This is a genomic window from Flavobacterium rhizosphaerae (assembly GCF_046000445.1).
In the GTDB taxonomy this organism is placed as follows: Bacteria; Bacteroidota; Bacteroidia; order Flavobacteriales; family Flavobacteriaceae; genus Flavobacterium; species Flavobacterium rhizosphaerae.
In genome coordinates this window covers 60,803-79,207 of the sequence record NZ_JBELPZ010000006.1, presented here as the reverse complement: position 1 = coordinate 79,207, position 18,405 = coordinate 60,803, and the positions used below count along the sequence as shown (strand labels likewise).

Here is an 18,405-nt window from a genome sequence, read left to right as displayed (position 1 = left end):
CTTACCGTACCAGCGAAAAATGCCCTTTTACTGCGCGGCCTGAATCAAAATCGAGTCTGAACCAATAGTCTGTTGACGGTAGGCTTTTGCCGTTATAGTAGCCATCCCACCCCATTTCATAACCAAAATAACTGTTTACCAGTTTACCGTAACGGTCAAATATACTAATGCGTGCATTGGGGAAGTGGCTGATGTAATAAATATTCCAGTATTCATGTATGCCATCTAGGTTTGGGGTAAAAAATTTGGGATAATCAAGTATTACCACCTCTTCACTTATAGTTTTACATAAGTCTGTTGAGCGTATATAGACAGTGTAAACACCCGGGTCAAGATCTCCAAAATAGGGGGAGGCCGTAAAAAGTGCCCCATCCATTGAATATTCAAATAAATTTTCTCCCTGTTCTTCCATAATTACTTCTATGGAATTGCCATGCTCTTTAAAATCGGTGATTTTAAAACTATGGTTCATATCCTTTAACGGAATAATGCCCACGGTAAACGTAGTTATATTTTCGGCAAAGCACCCTTCGGTGTTGTCTATCTTTGCCCAAATGGTCTGGGTTTGGTAAGGTATTGTATTGAGATACGATGTTTCAACAGGGTTTGTATGGTTAAGGGCATCTTCTTCAGAGGTATAGTATGTTACTTCTGCTGTAGTATTACCTTCTTTAATCAGGTCATCATTTACGGTTAAATCAAACCATTGCAGGCCATTTTCATCAAAATCGCATTCTTCCAGGTTTTGTGGCTTGCCAATAGGTATACTTCTGTCAAGGCTTATGGTAAAGGTTTCATTGGCAAAGCATCCGGTTACCGTATTAGTCATTCGCAGGTAAATGGTTTGCGGGTTTTGTGTATTAACAAAAGCTTGCGGGGCTGCAATAGGGTTTTCACCCGTGGTCATGTCATTAATACTATTATGAAATGTAAGGGCTACATCTGTCTGTGGGCCGATAAACATTTCATTATAAATAGTAAGGTCAAAAGCCGTGCTGTTATCATCTACATTATCATCATCACATTGTACTATATCAAGCGGTATGTTATCAGGGTTATAAAACACAGGCACCTCATGAAATGTAGCGGTACCCGTCCACTCTATAGAAAAGTTTGCTGCACCATGTGGGCGATCTATCACCAGGTAATACGTATCGTCATCACTGGCGGTTATCCAGTTTATAAAAGCATTGCCAAGTTCTCCCGGGCCTTCACTGGTATCGGTTTCTGTTTCATCCATACCGGTAGTATTATAGGTAAGCTCTGCATTGCCCGGGTTTGTGGTGCTGCATCGTATGGCGGTACCCAGGTCGCCACACGCTACATTAGGGCCAAACAGCCAGAAATCAAAATCTACTTCGGGGTCAGTATTTTCAGGGGTCAGTATAAAACCCAGTGTACCGCCGTCTTTAATAAGCAGTTTTAGCCAAAGCGAATTGTTTTCTACACTGTGGCAGGCATTATCCATGGTAAGCTCCTGTATGCCTACACCGGTAGCATTAAGGTTGCTGTAATTATTATTGCCGCAAACAATAATAGCATCGGGACAGTCATTTTGTGCAAATACACTAAAAGTGAAGAATAGGAATAAAAGGTTGGTTAAGGCTGGTTTCAAAATAAAGACGTTAAAATTTTTATAAAAATAAAAATTCTAACGTATCAGGGCGAAGTGTCCGCGAATTATTTTATTATCCTCCAGCTGAATAGTAAACCAATAATCATCAGCAGGCAGCGTATGCCCATTAAATGTACCATCCCAACCCGTAGAGTTGCCACCAAAACCGGTAATTAGCTTGCCGTAGCGGTCAAAAATAAGTACCCTGATATCAGGGCGTTTCTCCATAAAAGGTATGCGCCACGTTTCATGGCTGTTATCGCCATTTGGTGTAAAGAACTTAGGGTAGTTAAGTATATACGCACGCTGTATTAAAACAGGTTCGCAGCCATTTTTATCCCTTATATAAAAAACATACGGCCCGGCAGGCAGGTTTTCAAAAACAGGGCTTTGCTGGTAGGTAATACCATTTGCAGAATATTCATAATCGCCCCTCCCTGCAGGGATAAGCGTTACACTATTATGGCTTTGGTGAAAATCATCAATAACTACCTGTGCAGCTGTTGCCGCACCCGATGGCAGTACCTTAAAAGTTTTACTGCTGGTACAGCCAAAAGCATTACCGAGGGTAACCGTATAAGACCCCGGCTCTGTTACAGTTAAAAATTGGGTTTGCTGGTTATTACCATCATTCCATGAATAAGAAGCAAAACCATTTCCGGCATCCAGCGTCAGGGTTTCTCCTTGGCATATAATGGCTTCTTCATCGTTTAATACCCCGTTAAAACCGCGTACCACCAATGTTATTTCGGCTATACCATAACAATCGTCTGCATTTGTTATGCGGGCGTAAACCATTTGTGTACCGGAAACTGTACTAACAAAAGCATCAGGCTGAGAAATACTATTGGTAAGCGTTAAAGCATCGGTATATGAGGTATAATACTCCAATTGCAGCCCGTTGGGCAGTCCATTTAAAATTTCTGTTTCGGTTGTGGTAAGGTCAAATTCAGCCATACCATCATCTGTGCCGTCAGTATCGCATATTTCCAGCGGGTCAGGGTTATTTACTGTATTGGCCGAAGTTGAAAGCACTGCAGTAGCTACCCCCAGGCAGCCGAATTGGTTTAATACCGTAATGTATATAGGCTGGTTAACAATGGTATTGTTATAAGGCGATAGTGTGGTTATGGGATTGGTGCCGTTTATGGCGTCATCCATACTTTCATAATAGGCTACAACTGTAAAGTTTTGGTTATTCCCCGTGGCAAGCCTTCCTGCAAATTCAAGGTTATAAGCAGTAAACCCATCAGTATCATCATCGCACTGTAATAACGTATAGGTGCCTAGTGCCGGAGGGTTTACATATTCTATAGTCACCTCCCCGTCAGACGAGCAGGTAGGGGTAAAGGTAACCTCAACGCTATACTCACCTGCCGCTGTAACGGTATATGTTGCTGATGTTTCTGTTGCAAGCGCAACACCGTTTTTATACCATTGGTAGCCTGTAGCATTGGGCGATGTGGCATCAAGCGTATAAAGCTCCCCGCTGCACAGCGGGTTACCATTAGCTACAAGCCTGTCTGGCCCCAGGTTGGTAGCCATATCAAAGCTGCCGCCGCCAAGAAATATAGCTGAATCGTACCGGTAGTTGCCTTCATCTGCAATTACCAGTTTTATATGGTAGGTTACACCGGGCTGCACATCGGCCACGGCAGTAAGTACCGCTGTTTGCCCATTAAAGTTGGTAGGGTGCTGTGTGCCGTTAAAGGCACCAAAATATTGTTCATTCTGGGCAGGGCAACCACCATTACCCCCAATTTGCGGATGTACCGAAGTTACTTTTACAGGGATGTTAGTGCCGGGGATAACAGCCAGGTTCTGGTACGGTGCCGTACTGCCTGCTTCCCGCAATAAAAAAGCAAAACCGTCTGAATAATTGCAGGGGGCATTATCATGATATTCTTCTGATGAAAGCATGTAATCAAAGCTTATCCTGTTGCCCAATGGCACAAAATCAAACTCAAGTAGGGTAGCGTTTATGCTGTTGTTTAGCTGAAGCGCCTGCTCAAGGTCGGAATCCCCGCCCCAGGCAATATTGCCTCCATCATCAAGTAATGATGTATTAGGACCTTCGGCACCTACCGCACGGCCTGTACTTAATATAATACCATTTTGAAAAGGGAAAGTGGTACCACTGCCCGAAAAGTAGCCAAAACTTTGGCTTCCATTGGTAAAGTTGCCACCGCTTACGCTTACATTAGAAACTACTGCACAGGTACTGTTTACCAATACATCCTGCACGAGTTGCTGCGGGGTATACGTATCATCAACCTCTATATACTGGGCATTTGCCTGATAAGCAATAAATAACAGGGAGAAAAGTACTTTATATGCAGGTCTTAAATTCATAAGCGGCTGCAAAGGTACTACAAATCACGCTTTTTTAGTATTCTGTAAGACAAATAAATAAAAGCAAATGTCCAAAAAATAACTATGGCAGCTTCGTACCAGTGTATTCCGTAAAATTTTTCTGTCACTACGCCACTGTTCATTGTTTCTACTGCACGATAGGTTTCAAATTTAGAAAACGGTTCTTTCACCAATTGAAACATAGACATTAGCGGAAAAAAGTTGATAACACTATCTGTTGTGGGGCCATCTTTAATTATAAACCAACGCAATGCCCACCATGCAATTAGTTCTACAATTTGCCATAAAATAATAAAACCTATGGCAAAAGCAGAGCGTTTTACCAGTATGCCGGCAAAAAGACAGAAAGAAAAGAATGCCAGTAGTTTTAAAAAATAGCCTCCAAGATATTCCATTTCAGAAAAGACTATAGAGGCTTCTGTGTAGGATGAAAAGTTATAGCCTAGTATAAGCGACATTATAAAAATAAACAGGGTAGAGGCTACAGTAAATAAAATTACTGTAAGTAGTTTAGAAATAATAAATTCTTCTTTGCTTAAACCGTCTATTAAGTTTTGCTTTAATGTGCCATAAGTATATTCGTTTGACATCATTGATACGATGACCAATGCAAGAAATATTTTAAGCCATGCTGCTATAAAGGTATTGAAATGCCAGATGTATGGGAAGTTGAAAATACCCTGGTCTGCCAGGCGGAAATCTATACCAATAATTTTAAAGTTTACTGAGGCCAGCAACGCAATGAAAGAGAGCAGTATGAAATAGGATAAAATAAGTATGCGGCTTGACCTGTTGCTCCACAATTTCTGGAATTCTATGCTTAAAAGACGTTTCATGGCTTAATGGGTTTGTTTAGAGGTTAATTGTAAGAACTGCTCTTCAAGGCTCTGTTTACGCTGTACAAGGTGCGAAAGATAGATGCCTTTTTCGGCAAGGTAGCGGTTAAGGTCTGCAGAAGCTACAGGCTGGTTGGTATTTACAATAACAAAACCTTCTCGCTCCTGTATACTACTCACAGCACTGTAATCTGTTAAGGCAGCCGCAAGCAGGCTGTTGTCATACGCTTTTAATTCAAAAAAACTTTCAGCACTTATGCCGCCTACTGTGCCGGTATAGAGTACTACACCTTTCCGTAATACCACCACATGGCTGCATACTTTTTCTACCTCATCCAGCAGGTGCGATGCTAAAAGTATGGTAGTGCCTGTAGCAGCTATCTGGCGTATAATATCCCTTATTTGCCGTATGCCTTGTGGGTCCAGTCCGTTGGTAGGTTCATCCAATATTAATATTTCCGGATCATTAAGCAGGGCAGAGGCTATGGCCAGGCGTTGTTTCATACCCAGCGAGTAGGTTCGGAATTTACTGTCCTTACGTTCTATAAGTCCTACAAGTTCCAGCTTTTCCTCTATTTTAGAGTAGGATGCGCCTTTTATTTTACAAACCAGCTTAAGGTTGTCATAAGCGCTCATGTAGGGATAAAAATTAGGGCGCTCTATAATAGCGCCTACTTTTTTAAGCGCCTCATGGGTTTGCATGCTGCCGCCAAACCAGGCATAGCTGCCTGAGGTTTTGTTGACTACGTTGAGTATAATGCCAAGCGTGGTACTTTTTCCGCTGCCGTTAGGCCCCAGTATGCCATACACATTGCCTTTTTCTATTTCAAAAGAAACATTGTTTACCGCATGTACCGATTTAAAGCGCTTATTTAGGTTGTTGATGGTTAATATGGTATCCATAATAGTTTGTTTTATGGTGTTTATCTGTTTGACGATAAACAAACTATTTTGTTACCAAATTGTCAGTGTTATTTTGAATTAAACGTTCCGAAATGCCATAAAATACCTGAAGGGTCATGCACAAAACATTCGCTGCCCCAATCGTTATGGCGGATAGGTACAAGCCTTACGTTTTCATATTTTTCGTCAAGCTTTAAGGCAGAAACTTGTTCCCAAAAGCGGTTTATATCATCTACTTCCATAAAAACCATGGTATTGTCTACCCAGTCTTTTACATAGGCATTTTGAAGATAAAAGCTAAGTTCGCCGCTTTTAAATACAGACATCTGCGGGCTTAATTCGGTTTCTTCAAAGCCAAGGTCCCGGTAAAAATTCCGGGAGGTTTGATAATCTTTAGCGCCTATAAATGGGCGGATGGATTTGCCATTGTGTTGCATGAGTAGTATTTTTTGTATATCAAATATATGCAATTTGTTATACAAAATAGATTATTGATAGGGCACCACAGTAGGTTTTCCCACCTGAAAATCAGGCAGGGTAAGATCATTATTTTGAAAAGCGTTGGTTTTAAATATATTTTGCCCCTGCCCGGGTATTTCCGGGTAATAGGCCAGTGAGAGCTGAAAGCTGTTAAAAACCAGATAGTCATTATAAAGTAAAATACCCAAACCTATTTTGGTGTATATTTTATTTTCAAAAATTGCCCGGTCTGCACCATCTATCACGCCTAACGTAATATTAGCAAAAGGATTGAGGCGGAACCCCATTACATTCCATGGTGAATACCCCTGCGTTTGCAGTGTGAGCAATAGTTTTTTTGTTCCGCGTATTTCCTGAGTATCAAAACCCATTATGCCGTTTTGGTTGTTAAGATCCAGCCTGTCTTTTATTATAGAGGCACGGTTTAGCCCAATAGTCACAGAGGGTTTTATAAAGTGCCTGAAACGCCACTCTCCCAGGTTTTTAATATTGGTAAAATACAGTGCGCTAATATCTATAGCGCTTTCTTTAGCGCTGTTTTTATAAAAAAATGAGCCTATCTGTGTATTTATACTCATATACCCCCATGAGTAGTAGTTACCAAAGGCATAGCGCCCGCCAAGGTATAGCCGGTTTTGCCGGTTTTTTCGTTGTATGCCCCCGGTTAATGAATATATTTTACCAATGGGTATATCTTCTACTATATCATAATTAAATAAAAACTTATCCTGTACGAACTTTCTTGATGTTAACCCCACACTTACCATGCCGAGTGTCTGGCTGGAATAAAAGCCTATAGAATCATATTCAACTGTAGGCGTGTCTTCATAATCAAGGTTATAAAACCGTGAAGTAGTTACAAGCCTGGTAGTACGGGCTTCTTCTGTTTCTCCTTCGTATATTTTAAAGGCATAGCCACCCCAGTAATCCTGAGCGTCTGACCTGTATTTTTGTACTTTCCATACCTGCTGGGCATCAGGCAGGGAGTCATACTCCAGCCTCGATTCCATATATACGCCTCCTGCCCATTTGGTATAGGCCGAGAAAAATTCCCTTTCCAGCCCGGCACTTTTCAGGTTATTATCGCCCTTCCATATCTGGTAATTTACGGTTGCGGTTATATAGGTATTTAATATATTATTTATGGTATAGCGTGCCAGGTATGAGGTTTTACCTGTGTTAAAACGTTTGTCAAAATCATTCCTGAACTCGTGGCCAAGCCCTAAAAAATTCCGTTCTGTCAGCTCAAACGATGTGCCGCTGCCAGATGCCGAACCGTTAGGGATAAGGCTCCACGAATCGAGTACGCGTATATAAACATCAACAGAATCTGAAGAGGCTGAAGCGGGCAGGGCCTTTATAGCCACACGCCTTACATAACGCTGGCGACGTATTAAACGTTCAGAATCTTTTATAAGTAATGAGTCTAACGGTTCATTTTTCTTAAACAGCAACAGGTTTTTTATAGTAAACTCTTTGGTTTTAAGGTGTACGCTGTTACCAAATTTTTGTACCCATTCTTTGGGCTTTTGTACAGTATCATTTATAGAATATCCAAACGGGTCCAGTGTTTGTACTACAATATTGCGTACAATTTTACCTTGGTATTTATTATAGGTATTTAGTAATTCGGGAGTTTTGTCGCGCAATTTTCTTCTGCTTTGCGAAGGCTCTTTTGCTTTAACAGGCCTGAAAATAAGCTTATGTACAAATTTGGTAAACTTTTTCCGTTTAGAATAGTCTTCCAGCTTTTTATACATTTCTTCGTTTTGTATTTTAGTGGAATCCTGAGGTTTTTGGTTAACCTGAGCGGCAAGAGGGTATGCGGCAAAAATTGCCAATAATAAAAACAGCCTTATAAACATAATGTTACCTCTTGAACCTTTCTTTTTTTGGGGAAATTATAAAATATAACTGTGAAAAAAACCTAAAATTATTATAGCCAGTCATATTTACCATAGATTTAACAACAAAAAGGAGGCCATTTTTAGCCTCCATTATTATTGTAGTATAAATATAGTTTGTGTAACTACTATGATTTTTGTTCTTTATTAAAGTACACCAGATAGTAGTACATTTGTTTTTCTTCGTCCCAGCCTTTTTCTACAAACTTTTCTGCGCTTTCTGCATTTATAAAATCAAGCTTAATTTGTATATTGGTATCCAGGTTTATTACGTTTTTAATTTTTTTACGTGCATCGGTTACTGCAGCATTGGCTATAGGAAAATTGGTAACATCTTCAATACTGTACTTTGGTGCCTTTTCTACCTTATAATTTTTAAATTCAGGTATCAGGTCCGGGTTGTCCATTACTTCATTTAAAAAGCTTGTTTCTTCAAACTCGTCATTTTTGGCAAAGTAATTTACAGAGCGATTCATAAACATTACCTCCTCTTTTTTATCTTCGGCAGGCAACACCACATCTTTGGCAAAATCCTGAACAAACTTCATGTACTTTTTAGTCATAAAGTTTTCATCCTGAAAGGCATCTACCGAAAGGAAATGCTCCAGCCAGTAACGTGCATCATAACGGTTATGGTCTACCGTTAGTATTTTATAGCCTTCTTCCTGTTTATAGTTAAATATAAGGCAGCCTTTATCCAATTTGTTTAAGTTGATGCCCTGCTGCAACATCATTTCAAGGTTGCTGTTTTTTTCTTCAAATTGCAAAAAGTCGGTTTTAAGCTCGCTTTTAAAAACACCAATAGCATCTACCGGGTTATTGTCTATAGTAACATTGGTAAGGTAGGCAATATATACCTCACCGTTTTTAATATGCGGGTGGTTAGATTGCTCAAAAAGGTGTTTAGTTATTTTTTTTGATACCTCATGCACACTGCCCGGGTTATTAAAAATTTCTGACGCGTAGTTGAACATATCATGATATTCCAGATCTACATCATGCGCAAACTGGTAATAATTTTCTTCTTTATCGCGAAAAGGCTTAAAAAAATATTCTTTCAGCAGCGGGGTAATCTCGTCATTAAGCCCATACGGCTTTTCCGAAATAAAAATAGCCTCATTGCGGCTTTTGTTGCCTACACGGTGTACCGAAAGGCTTTCTATGTGTGTGTTAAACAGGTTGATCATATTTTTATTGGTGCGCCTTGTTAATTATATTACACTACAGGCAAAATATATTATTGTTTATTATTCAGGGCTAATTCCAGTTGGTTTCATCAAAGTCCAGCCCGTCAAGGTCTTCCTCATCATAGTCATCATCAAATTCGCCAAAAAGTTCATCTTCTCCGGCATCGGCACTAAAATCTTTTTCAGGTGCTGCGGCAGGCATTTCGCCATGTGCAAAAAGCAGGTCGGGGTAGGCTATTCCGCTTTCGGGTTCTTCTACTGCGCCAAGCTCAACAAAAAATGTCCACATATTTAAAAAATCATATACGTATATAATTTTGTTGTTTTCGGTATCAATAATACTGCTCAATGTATAATCTGCCATTGCTTTTTCATCGCCTGGCTCATCACCGGTATCAAAAAGAGGAATTTCCTCGTCTTGCTGTACCCACTCGTCATCACACTTAAAAAAAGAGGCCATCTCTGTGCCATCAAAACCAAAAGCATTTACAATTGCATTGTGCAAATCTTCAAGCGTATCTTCTTCTAAAATAGCAATATCCCTGAAAATATCCTCTTCGGCATCAAGTATTACCCTAAATTTATAAACCATCCTAATTGAGTTTTTAAAATAAAATCAAAGGTACACGTTTTTATTTTTTTGATGGTTTTGATAGTTACATTTTTTAAATAAGCCAATATTTGATTCCATATTGTACTGCTACATTCTAATATTCATTTTTTAGATAAACATAATATAAATATTTAAAAAATAGATAATATGTAAAAAAAAGCATTTTTTTTATTGCTATTTATAATATTTTTATAATTTTACTACTAATAAATTATGAATGTAGTAAAAATAGCTAAATTCTAATTTTCACCACCTCAACTTATTTTTTAGATCTGTAATACTTTTCCACATTAGCAATAATGGTGGAGCAGCTAATTATTAATTTTTTTTAAATCTTTTAACCAACAATTATTATGAGACACTTTTTTTTACCTAAAGTTTTAACGATTGATTATTTATTAACTAACTTATTTAATTAATTGTTATGAACGATCAATACATTGGCAGCTTAATTCTCTTTGCAGGGAATTTTGTACCCCATAACTGCATGGTTTGCGATGGCAGTATCTTGCAGATTGGACAATACCCGGCCCTGTATTCTTTACTGTCAAACAAATATGGCGGAAATGGGACAACTACGTTTGCACTTCCTGATTTCAGGGACAAGGCCCCTCTTGGCGCCGGGCTCTCTTACCTTGGCACAAACTACCCATTAGGTACACAGGGGGGAGAAGCCTCGGTAACCCTACTGCAATCGCAGATGCCCATACACACTCACACAAGTGCGGTACAGCCAAACCTGATGAAGGTAGATAGTGTAACCGTAAATGCCGGTACCGATGCCTCACAGGCGGTTAATACCCCTACTGGTAACTATTGGGGGAAAGCACCCGCTATAAGCCTACAGGAAGTAAACGCTTATACAGACCAAACCAATACTACTATGGCGGCCGATGCCATAGGGCAGGCGGTATTGCCGCCACTATTAGGTACAATAAACCTTTCCAATACAGGCGGAAATCTGCCTCATGAAAACCGGCTGCCTTTTACAACCCTTAACTGGCTTATTGTATACAGTGGCATTTATCCACAACGCGACTAACCTTTAAAACTTAAAAATTATGTTCGATCAATATATAGGTTCTTTTGTGCCGTTTGCGGGTGTTATATACCCCATTAATCTCATACCCTGCGATGGCAGGTTGCTTCAAATAAATCAATACCAGGCTCTTTTTTCAATAATTGGATATTCCTACGGAAATTATAGTAGCAGTCAGTTTAGAGTGCCAGACCTCAGGGGGCGCTTTGCTATTGGAGATGGCGCTGCACCCGGTATGGTTAGCGAGTATGATTTAACAGAATATGGAGGATACGAAAGTATAGTACTTGACGTACAATCACTCCCAACACACAACCATGCTGCTAATTTTACATCATCTGGCACTAGTGTTGCGGTTAATTTACAGCCAAAAGCCGGTCCCCAGGGCAATAGCAATAGCCCCGCCGGCAATAATTGGGGTACGCCAAACAGTATATCCTTAAATCCTGTGCAGCTATATTCTAAAACCAAAAATGTTACTATGAATGCAAATGCTGTACAGGCTACTATAGCAACCAATGGGCAAACACCCGGAACAATTGCTGTAGGTACTGCCGGCAACAGCGCTGCGCATAATAACATGTCGCCCTATACTGCCATAAGCTGGTTTATAGTAGCCGATGGTATATACCCGAATTTTAGTTAACTAACCACTTCTTTAATTATTTAATTATGAACGATTTATATATAGCCACAATAATACCGTGGTCATCTCACCGTGTACCAAACGGTTGCCTGCCATGTGACGGGAGACTGCTCCCTATTAATAATAATGAAGTTTTATTCTCTCTTATAGGTAATATATATGGCGGAGATGGGGTAACAAACTTTGCCTTGCCAGACCTTAGGCAGCGTACCCCTATGGGTAGAACAACCAATCATCCGCTGGGTTATAAAGATGGGCAGCAGTATGTTACTCTTACACAGGCACAAATGCCTATGCATAACCATACAGCTGCTTTTAGCCCAAACCCTGCTTATCAAAGTACTGTAGTAGCCACTGCACATGCAGGCACAGCAGGTACCTCTATTAATACCCCTGAAGGTAATTTTTGGGGCGCAGTGCCTCCTGTTTCCCTACAGCAGGTTAATACCTACGGGCCAACTAATGATACTACTATGGCTGCCGATGCAATACAGGTTAATATAAGCAGTAATGCAGGTAGTGTAGCTATAAATAATTCAGGGTTGCAACAGGCCCACGATAATATGCCCCCGTTTTTGGTTATAAAATGGCTTATAGTTGTACAAGGCCTTTACCCTTCCAGAAGCAATTAATGTGTTTAATACTAATTTAATATAACTATTTATGAAAATGTATCTTTACTCTATGTTTTGGTATCCAAAACTCTTTTCAAAACGGATGGTGCAGTTACTTATACCCCTATTGTTGTTTATAGGTGTAGATATGTATTCACAAGCTCCGGCAGATGAGAATTTTGGTAATGCACTCATTGGGCCTTTTGCCAATACAATTTCTATTGGGGGCTGGACATTTACTGGCACTGGTGGATCCCATGCCATTGCAAATTCAACTCAGGCTATTACCCCGCTGAATACTGATGAAGGGGCTAATGATTATTCTCTATTTATGAATGTTTACGGACAGGGGGTAGTAGAGTATTTTATGAGTTCTACCTCTGGTAATGAATTTGCATTGCAATCTTTTGATGTCAGCGCAAATCCGGGGGGCAGTACTTCTTTTACCATTGAAGGTCTTAAAGACGGCAGTACCGTTACGCCTGTTGTAACAATAAATCTTGGTTCTTCCAGCAGTAGTGGGGGGGCTACTTATACATATACCAATACCGCCGCAAGTTTAGGTCCCTACGGTGTGCTGTCTTTCGGAAGCGAATACCAGAACATAGATCAGGTAAAGTTTGTTTTTAGTGGAGTTAACCAATTTTATTTAGATAATATTGATGCAGAACCTGCTATAACAGGCCCGTCATGTACTATGACTGCCTCTATAACATCTCAAACCAATATTGCCTGTAATGGAGGGGCAACAGGTTCTTTAACGGTTGCTCCCACAGGTGGAGCATCCCCATATAGTTATTTATGGAATGATAGCGCAGCGCAGGCTACGGCAACAGCTACAGGGCTTAGCGCTGGGGCGTATAGTGTAACAATAACCGATGCTAACGGCTGTACTGCTACAGCCACAGCTACTATTACACAGCCCTCCGCCGCCTTAAACCTTACCCCGGCATCGCAAACCAATATTGCGTGTAACGGAGGATCAACGGGAGCAGCTACGGTAAATGCCGCTACCGGAGGTACAGGACCCTATACTTATAACTGGACACCGGGCAACCCAGCGGGTGACGGTACTACATCAGTAACAGGCCTTTCAGCCGGAACATGGACCGTAACGGTGACCGATGCTAACGGTTGTACCGCTTCTCAGAACTTTACAATTACACAGCCGCCGGCCTTAAACCTTACCCCGGCATCTCAAACCAATATTGCGTGTAACGGAGGATCAACAGGAGCAGCTACGGTAAATGCCGCTACCGGAGGTACAGGATCCTATACTTATAACTGGACACCGGGCAACCCAGCGGGTGACGGTACTACATCAGTAACAGGCCTTTCGGCTGGTACATGGACGGTAACGGTAACCGATGCTAACGGTTGTACCGCTTCTCAGAACTTTACCATTACACAGCCCGCCGCCGCCTTAAACCTTACCCCGGCATCGCAAACCAATATTGCGTGTAACGGAGGATCAACGGGAGCAGCTACGGTAAATGCCGCTACCGGAGGTACAGGACCCTATACGTATAACTGGACACCGGGCAACCCAGCGGGCGACGGTACTACATCAGTAACAGGCCTTTCGGCCGGAACATGGACGGTAACGGTAACCGATGCTAACGGATGTACCGCTTCTCAGAACTTTACCATTACACAGCCTCCGGCCTTAAACCTTACCCCGGCATCGCAAACCAATATTGCGTGTAACGGGGGATCAACGGGAGCAGCTACGGTAAATGCCGCTACCGGAGGTACAGGACCCTATACCTATAACTGGACACCGGGTAACCCAACGGGTGACGGTACTACATCAGTAACAGGCCTTTCAGCCGGAACATGGACAGTAACGGTAACCGATGCTAACGGTTGTACCGCTTCTCAGAACTTTACCATTACACAGCCAGCTACAGCACTGGTGGCTTCAGCTGTTGTGGATGCTAATGTAAGCTGCAACGGTGGTTCAAATGGATCGGCTACAGTAACGGCTACAGGCGGTACTTCACCTTATACCTATGAATGGAATAACAATGCTACCACAGCCTCTATAACAGGTGTTGCTGCAGGCACGTATACTGTAACCGTAACTGATGCTAACGGATGTACGGCTACGGCTTCAGTAACCATAACTGAGCCAGCAATACTTACAGCCAGTGCTGTAGTAGATTCCAACGTAAGTTGTAATGGCGGTACGACGGGTGCAGCTACCATTAACCTTACAGGAGGTACAGCCCCGTTTGAATATGCAATTTATAATGCAACTTATGTGGGTGTACCTGATAGCTCATTAGCTGTTTCGGGATTACCGGCAGGAACTTATCCTGTAACGGTAACCGATGCTAACGGATGTACGGCTACCACTTCGGTAACTATAGTTGAGCCAATAGCTCTTACAGCCAGTGCTGTAGTAGATGCTAACGTAAGTTGTAATGGTGGTACTACAGGTGCAGCTACCATTAACCTTACAGGTGGTACAGCCCCGTTTGAATATGTAATTTATAATGGAACTTATGTGGGTGTACCTGACAGCTCATTAGCTGTTTCGGGATTACCGGCAGGAACTTATCCTGTAACGGTAACCGACGCTAACGGATGTACGGCTACTACTTCGGTAACTATAAGTGAGCCAACAATGCTTACAGCCAGCGCTGTAGTAGATGCTAACATAAGCTGCAATGGCGGTTCAAACGGATCAGCCACAGTAACGGCTACAGGCGGTACTTCACCCTATAGCTATGAATGGAGTAACAATGCTACCACACCTTCTATAACAGGTGTTGCTGCAGGTACGTATACTGTAACGATAACAGATGTTAACGGTTGTACAGCTACGGCTTCAGTAACCATAACAGAGCCAGCAATGCTTACAGCCAGTGCTGTAGTAGATGCCAACGTAAGTTGTAATGGTGGTACTACAGGCTCAGCTACCATTAACCTTACAGGAGGTACAGCCCCGTTTGAATATGTAATTTATAATGCAACTTATGTGGATGTGCCTGATAGCTCATTAGCTGTTTCGGGATTACCGGCAGGAACTTATCCTGTAACGGTAACCGACGCTAACGGATGTACGGCTACCACTTCGGTAACTATAGTTGAGCCAATAACTCTTACAGCCAGCGCTGTAGTAGATGCTAATGTAAGTTGTAATGGCGGTACTACAGGTGCAGCTACCATTAACCTTACAGGTGGTACAGCCCCGTTTGAATATGCAATTTATAATGCAACTTATGTGGGTGTACCTGATAGCTCATTAGGTGTTACGGGATTACCGGCAGGAACTTATCCTGTGACTATAACTGACGCTAACGGATGTACGGCTACTACTTCGGTAACTATAACTGAGCCAGCAATGCTTACAGCTAGCGCTGTAGTAGATGCTAACATAAGTTGTAATGGCGGTACTAATGGTGCAGCTACCATTAACCTTACAGGTGGTACAGCCCCGTTTGAATATATTATAGATAATACAACATATAGCAATATAACGGATAGTTCATTAACTGTTTCTGGATTAGCAGCAGGTACTTATCCTGTAGCTATAACCGATGGTAATGGATGTACAACAACAACTACAGTAACTATAACCGAGCCTACAGCATTAATGGTTTCAGGTATGGTTGATGCTAACGTAAGTTGTAATGGTGAGTCAGACGGATCGGCTACAGCTACAGTAACAGGTGGTACATCTTCATATACTTATGTATGGAGCAATTCGGCCACCACGGCTTCTATATCAGGCGTTGCTGCAGGTACTTATACTGTAACCGTAACTGATGCTAACGGATGTACGGCTACCACTTCGGTAACTATATCAGAGCCAGCAGTTCTTACAGCCAGTACAGTAGTTAATGCTAACGTAAGTTGTAATGGCGGTACTACAGGCTCGGCTACTATTAACCTTACAGGTGGTACAGCCCCGTTTGAATATACTATAAATAATACAACGTATGTAGGTGTACCGGATAGCTCATTAACTGTTTTAGGACTGGCAGAAGGTACCTATCCTATCAATGTAACAGATGCTAACGGATGTACAACAACAACTTCAGTAACTATAACCGAGCCTACAGCCTTAATGGTTTCAGGTATGGTTGATGCTAACGTAAGTTGTAATGGTGAGTCTAACGGTTCTGCTACAGTTACAGCAACAGGGGGTACTTCTCCATATACTTATGCATGGAGCAACTCAGCCACCACGGCTTCTATAACAGGTGTTGCTGAAGGTACTTATACTGTAACCGTAACTGATGTAAATGGATGTACGGCTACCACTTCGGTAACGATAACCGAGCCAGGAGTTCTTACAGCTTCGGGTGTGGTTAATTCTAATATTTCATGTAATGGTGGTGCAAACGGATCTGCTACCGTTATAGTAACAGGTGGTACAACACCATATAGTTATGAATGGGATAATTCAGCCACCACAGCTTCTATAGCAGGTGTTGCTGCAGGTACTTATAATGTAATGGTAACTGATGCTAACGGATGTACAACAACAACTTCAGTAACTATAACCGAGCCTACAGCCTTAGTGGTTTCGGGTATGGTTGATACTAATGTAAGTTGTAATGGCGGTTCTAACGGTTCTGCTACAGTAACAGCAACAGGAGGTACGTCTCCATATACTTATGCATGGAGCAACTCAGCCACTACAGCTTCTATAGAAGGAGTTGCTGAGGGTACTTATACTGTAACTGTGACCGATGCTAAAGGATGTACAGCTACCACTTCGGTAACTATAACTGAGCCAACAGTTCTTATGGCTTCAACTGTAGTTAACTCTAACGTTACCTGTTTTGGAGGTAGTGAAGGGGGAGCTACTGTAAATGTTACAGGAGGTGTTGCCCCATATACTTATTTATGGAGTAACACGGCAACTACAGCTTCTATAGGAAACGTTGCTGCAGGTACTTATACTGTAACAGTGACTGATGTTAATGGTTGTACTGCTACCGCTTCGGCAACTATTACTGAACCTGCCCTTGTATTGCCTCCAACTGCAGATGCTCAGGTATTCTGTAATAGCGGTGAGGTGAGTGAACTTGTAGCAAACGGTACAGATGTACTTTGGTATGCTGATGAAACGGGAGGCGCACCTCTTACTTCTGATACAGCACTGGCAACAGGTACTTATTATGCTACCCAAACTGTTGGAGGATGCGAAAGCCCTTCAAGAACAGCTGTTTCAGTAACGGTAAACCTTACCCCGGAACCTGTAACACCGGCACAAACATTTTGTATGAGTGCTACTGTGGCTGACCTGATGTCTTCAGGAACCGATGTTCAGTGGTACGCTGATGCAACAGGTGGAGATGCACTCTCTGATGATATAGCTCTTTCTACTGGTACATATTATGTATCGCAAACATTAAATGAATGTGAAAGCAGTAGGGCAGCAGTAAGCATTACTGTAAATGTAACCCCTGCTCCTGGTGCTGAAGCGCAAACATTTTGTAACAGTGCTACAGTTTCAGAGCTGATGGCAGATGGTACAGCATTAAAATGGTATGCCGTGCCAACGGGTGGTGCTCCACTTATGGGTAATACAACACTTTCTACAGGCATTTACTACGTTTCACAAACCCTTAACAACTGTGAAGGGCCAAGGACAACTGTAAATGTTGCTGTAAATGTAACTCCGGCTCCTGCTGCTGTGGCACAGGCATTTTGTAACAATGCAACTGTAGCTGAACTAATGGCTGAAGGTACAGGTATAAAATGGTATGCCGATGCAACAGGCGGAACTGCTCTTGATAGTGACGTTGCCCTGATTAATGGTACTACTTATTATGCTTCTCAAACCATTGATGAATGCGAAAGCATTACACGTACAGCAGTAGCAGTAACTATTAATATTACACCTGCCCCTATAGCTCTTGACCAGACATTATGTGGCGGAACTACCGTAGCTGACCTTATGGCTACAGGAATGGGAATTAAATGGTACACTGATGCAACCGGTGGAACTGCACTGGCTGCAGATACTGCACTGGCTGCAGGTACTTACTATGCTTCGCAAACCGTTGACGGATGTGAGAGTGACGCAAGGACTACTGTAGTTGTTACTCTTAATATAACTCCTGAACCTGTGGCAGATGCACAAACATTCTGTAATGAAGCTACTGTTTCAGATCTTATGGCTACAGGTACAGATGTAATGTGGTATGCTGATGAAACCGGTGGTTCTCCACTTGC

12 protein-coding genes are annotated in these 18,405 nt (G+C 41.8%); 4 read left to right on the top strand and 8 right to left on the bottom strand.

From position 1 onward, the window contains the following. Window position 1: 1 nt before the first annotated feature. The 8 genes from ABS766_RS07795 to ABS766_RS07760 form a co-directional block, all read right to left on the bottom strand. The gene (locus tag ABS766_RS07795; protein ID WP_408084569.1) at window positions 2–1,615 is read right to left on the bottom strand and encodes a T9SS type B sorting domain-containing protein; all 1,614 of its coding nucleotides are present in this window, start codon (window positions 1,613–1,615) and stop codon (window positions 2–4) included. A gap of 36 nt (window positions 1,616–1,651) precedes the next feature. Further along, the gene (locus ABS766_RS07790) at window positions 1,652–3,967 is read right to left on the bottom strand and encodes a choice-of-anchor L domain-containing protein (protein WP_408084568.1); all 2,316 of its coding nucleotides are present in this window, start codon (window positions 3,965–3,967) and stop codon (window positions 1,652–1,654) included. Window positions 3,968–3,984: 17 nt separating this feature from the next. Next, a complete protein-coding gene (locus ABS766_RS07785; RefSeq protein ID WP_408084567.1) occupies window positions 3,985–4,824 on the bottom strand; it encodes an ABC transporter permease in 840 nt (279 codons plus the stop codon). A 3-nt stretch (window positions 4,825–4,827) separates the two neighbouring features. Next, window positions 4,828–5,727 carry an ABC transporter ATP-binding protein gene (locus tag ABS766_RS07780; protein ID WP_408084566.1) on the bottom strand — a complete coding sequence of 300 codons (900 nt, stop codon included), beginning with the start codon at window positions 5,725–5,727 and terminating at the stop codon, window positions 4,828–4,830. 68 nt (window positions 5,728–5,795) lie between these two features. Then, window positions 5,796–6,164: a VOC family protein gene (locus ABS766_RS07775; protein ID WP_408084565.1), complete on the bottom strand. Its 369-nt coding sequence runs from the start codon at window positions 6,162–6,164 to the stop codon at window positions 5,796–5,798. A gap of 51 nt (window positions 6,165–6,215) precedes the next feature. After that, window positions 6,216–8,072, bottom strand: a complete 1,857-nt coding sequence (locus ABS766_RS07770; RefSeq protein WP_408084564.1) for a hypothetical protein — start codon at window positions 8,070–8,072, stop codon at window positions 6,216–6,218. A 167-nt stretch (window positions 8,073–8,239) separates the two neighbouring features. Then, a complete protein-coding gene (locus ABS766_RS07765; protein ID WP_408084563.1) occupies window positions 8,240–9,298 on the bottom strand; it encodes a nucleoid-associated protein in 1,059 nt (352 codons plus the stop codon). A 70-nt stretch (window positions 9,299–9,368) separates the two neighbouring features. Beyond that, window positions 9,369–9,890 carry an IS1096 element passenger TnpR family protein gene (locus tag ABS766_RS07760; RefSeq protein WP_408084562.1) on the bottom strand — a complete coding sequence of 174 codons (522 nt, stop codon included), beginning with the start codon at window positions 9,888–9,890 and terminating at the stop codon, window positions 9,369–9,371. 445 nt (window positions 9,891–10,335) lie between these two features. Between ABS766_RS07760 and ABS766_RS07755 the strand changes: the two genes are divergently transcribed. From ABS766_RS07755 to ABS766_RS07740, 4 genes are all read left to right on the top strand, one after another. Beyond that, window positions 10,336–10,953, top strand: a complete 618-nt coding sequence (locus ABS766_RS07755) for a phage tail protein (protein WP_408084561.1) — start codon at window positions 10,336–10,338, stop codon at window positions 10,951–10,953. A 19-nt stretch (window positions 10,954–10,972) separates the two neighbouring features. Further along, complete coding sequence (locus ABS766_RS07750) at window positions 10,973–11,596, top strand: phage tail protein (RefSeq protein WP_408084560.1); 624 nt, start codon at window positions 10,973–10,975, stop codon at window positions 11,594–11,596. A gap of 26 nt (window positions 11,597–11,622) precedes the next feature. Continuing rightward, on the top strand, window positions 11,623–12,228 hold the full coding sequence (locus ABS766_RS07745) for a phage tail protein (RefSeq protein WP_408084559.1): 606 nt from the start codon (window positions 11,623–11,625) through the stop codon (window positions 12,226–12,228). 31 nt (window positions 12,229–12,259) lie between these two features. Then, window positions 12,260–18,405, top strand: a 6,146-nt coding sequence (locus ABS766_RS07740; protein ID WP_408084558.1) for a beta strand repeat-containing protein, incomplete at its 3' end; no start/stop codon positions are given.

Excerpts from the sequence above, each read along its gene's own strand:
- ABS766_RS07790 (WP_408084568.1), bottom strand. The coding sequence starts at position 3,967 with ATGAATTTAAGACCTGCATATAAAGTACTTTTCTCCCTGTTATTTATT.
- ABS766_RS07785 (WP_408084567.1), bottom strand. The coding sequence starts at position 4,824 with ATGAAACGTCTTTTAAGCATAGAATTCCAGAAATTGTGGAGCAACAGG.
- ABS766_RS07780 (WP_408084566.1), bottom strand. The coding sequence starts at position 5,727 with ATGGATACCATATTAACCATCAACAACCTAAATAAGCGCTTTAAATCG.
- ABS766_RS07775 (WP_408084565.1), bottom strand. The coding sequence starts at position 6,164 with ATGCAACACAATGGCAAATCCATCCGCCCATTTATAGGCGCTAAAGAT.
- ABS766_RS07770 (WP_408084564.1), bottom strand. The coding sequence starts at position 8,072 with ATGTTTATAAGGCTGTTTTTATTATTGGCAATTTTTGCCGCATACCCT.
- ABS766_RS07765 (WP_408084563.1), bottom strand. The coding sequence starts at position 9,298 with ATGATCAACCTGTTTAACACACACATAGAAAGCCTTTCGGTACACCGT.
- ABS766_RS07760 (WP_408084562.1), bottom strand. The coding sequence starts at position 9,890 with ATGGTTTATAAATTTAGGGTAATACTTGATGCCGAAGAGGATATTTTC.
- ABS766_RS07755 (WP_408084561.1), top strand. The coding sequence starts at position 10,336 with ATGAACGATCAATACATTGGCAGCTTAATTCTCTTTGCAGGGAATTTT.
- ABS766_RS07750 (WP_408084560.1), top strand. The coding sequence starts at position 10,973 with ATGTTCGATCAATATATAGGTTCTTTTGTGCCGTTTGCGGGTGTTATA.
- ABS766_RS07745 (WP_408084559.1), top strand. The coding sequence starts at position 11,623 with ATGAACGATTTATATATAGCCACAATAATACCGTGGTCATCTCACCGT.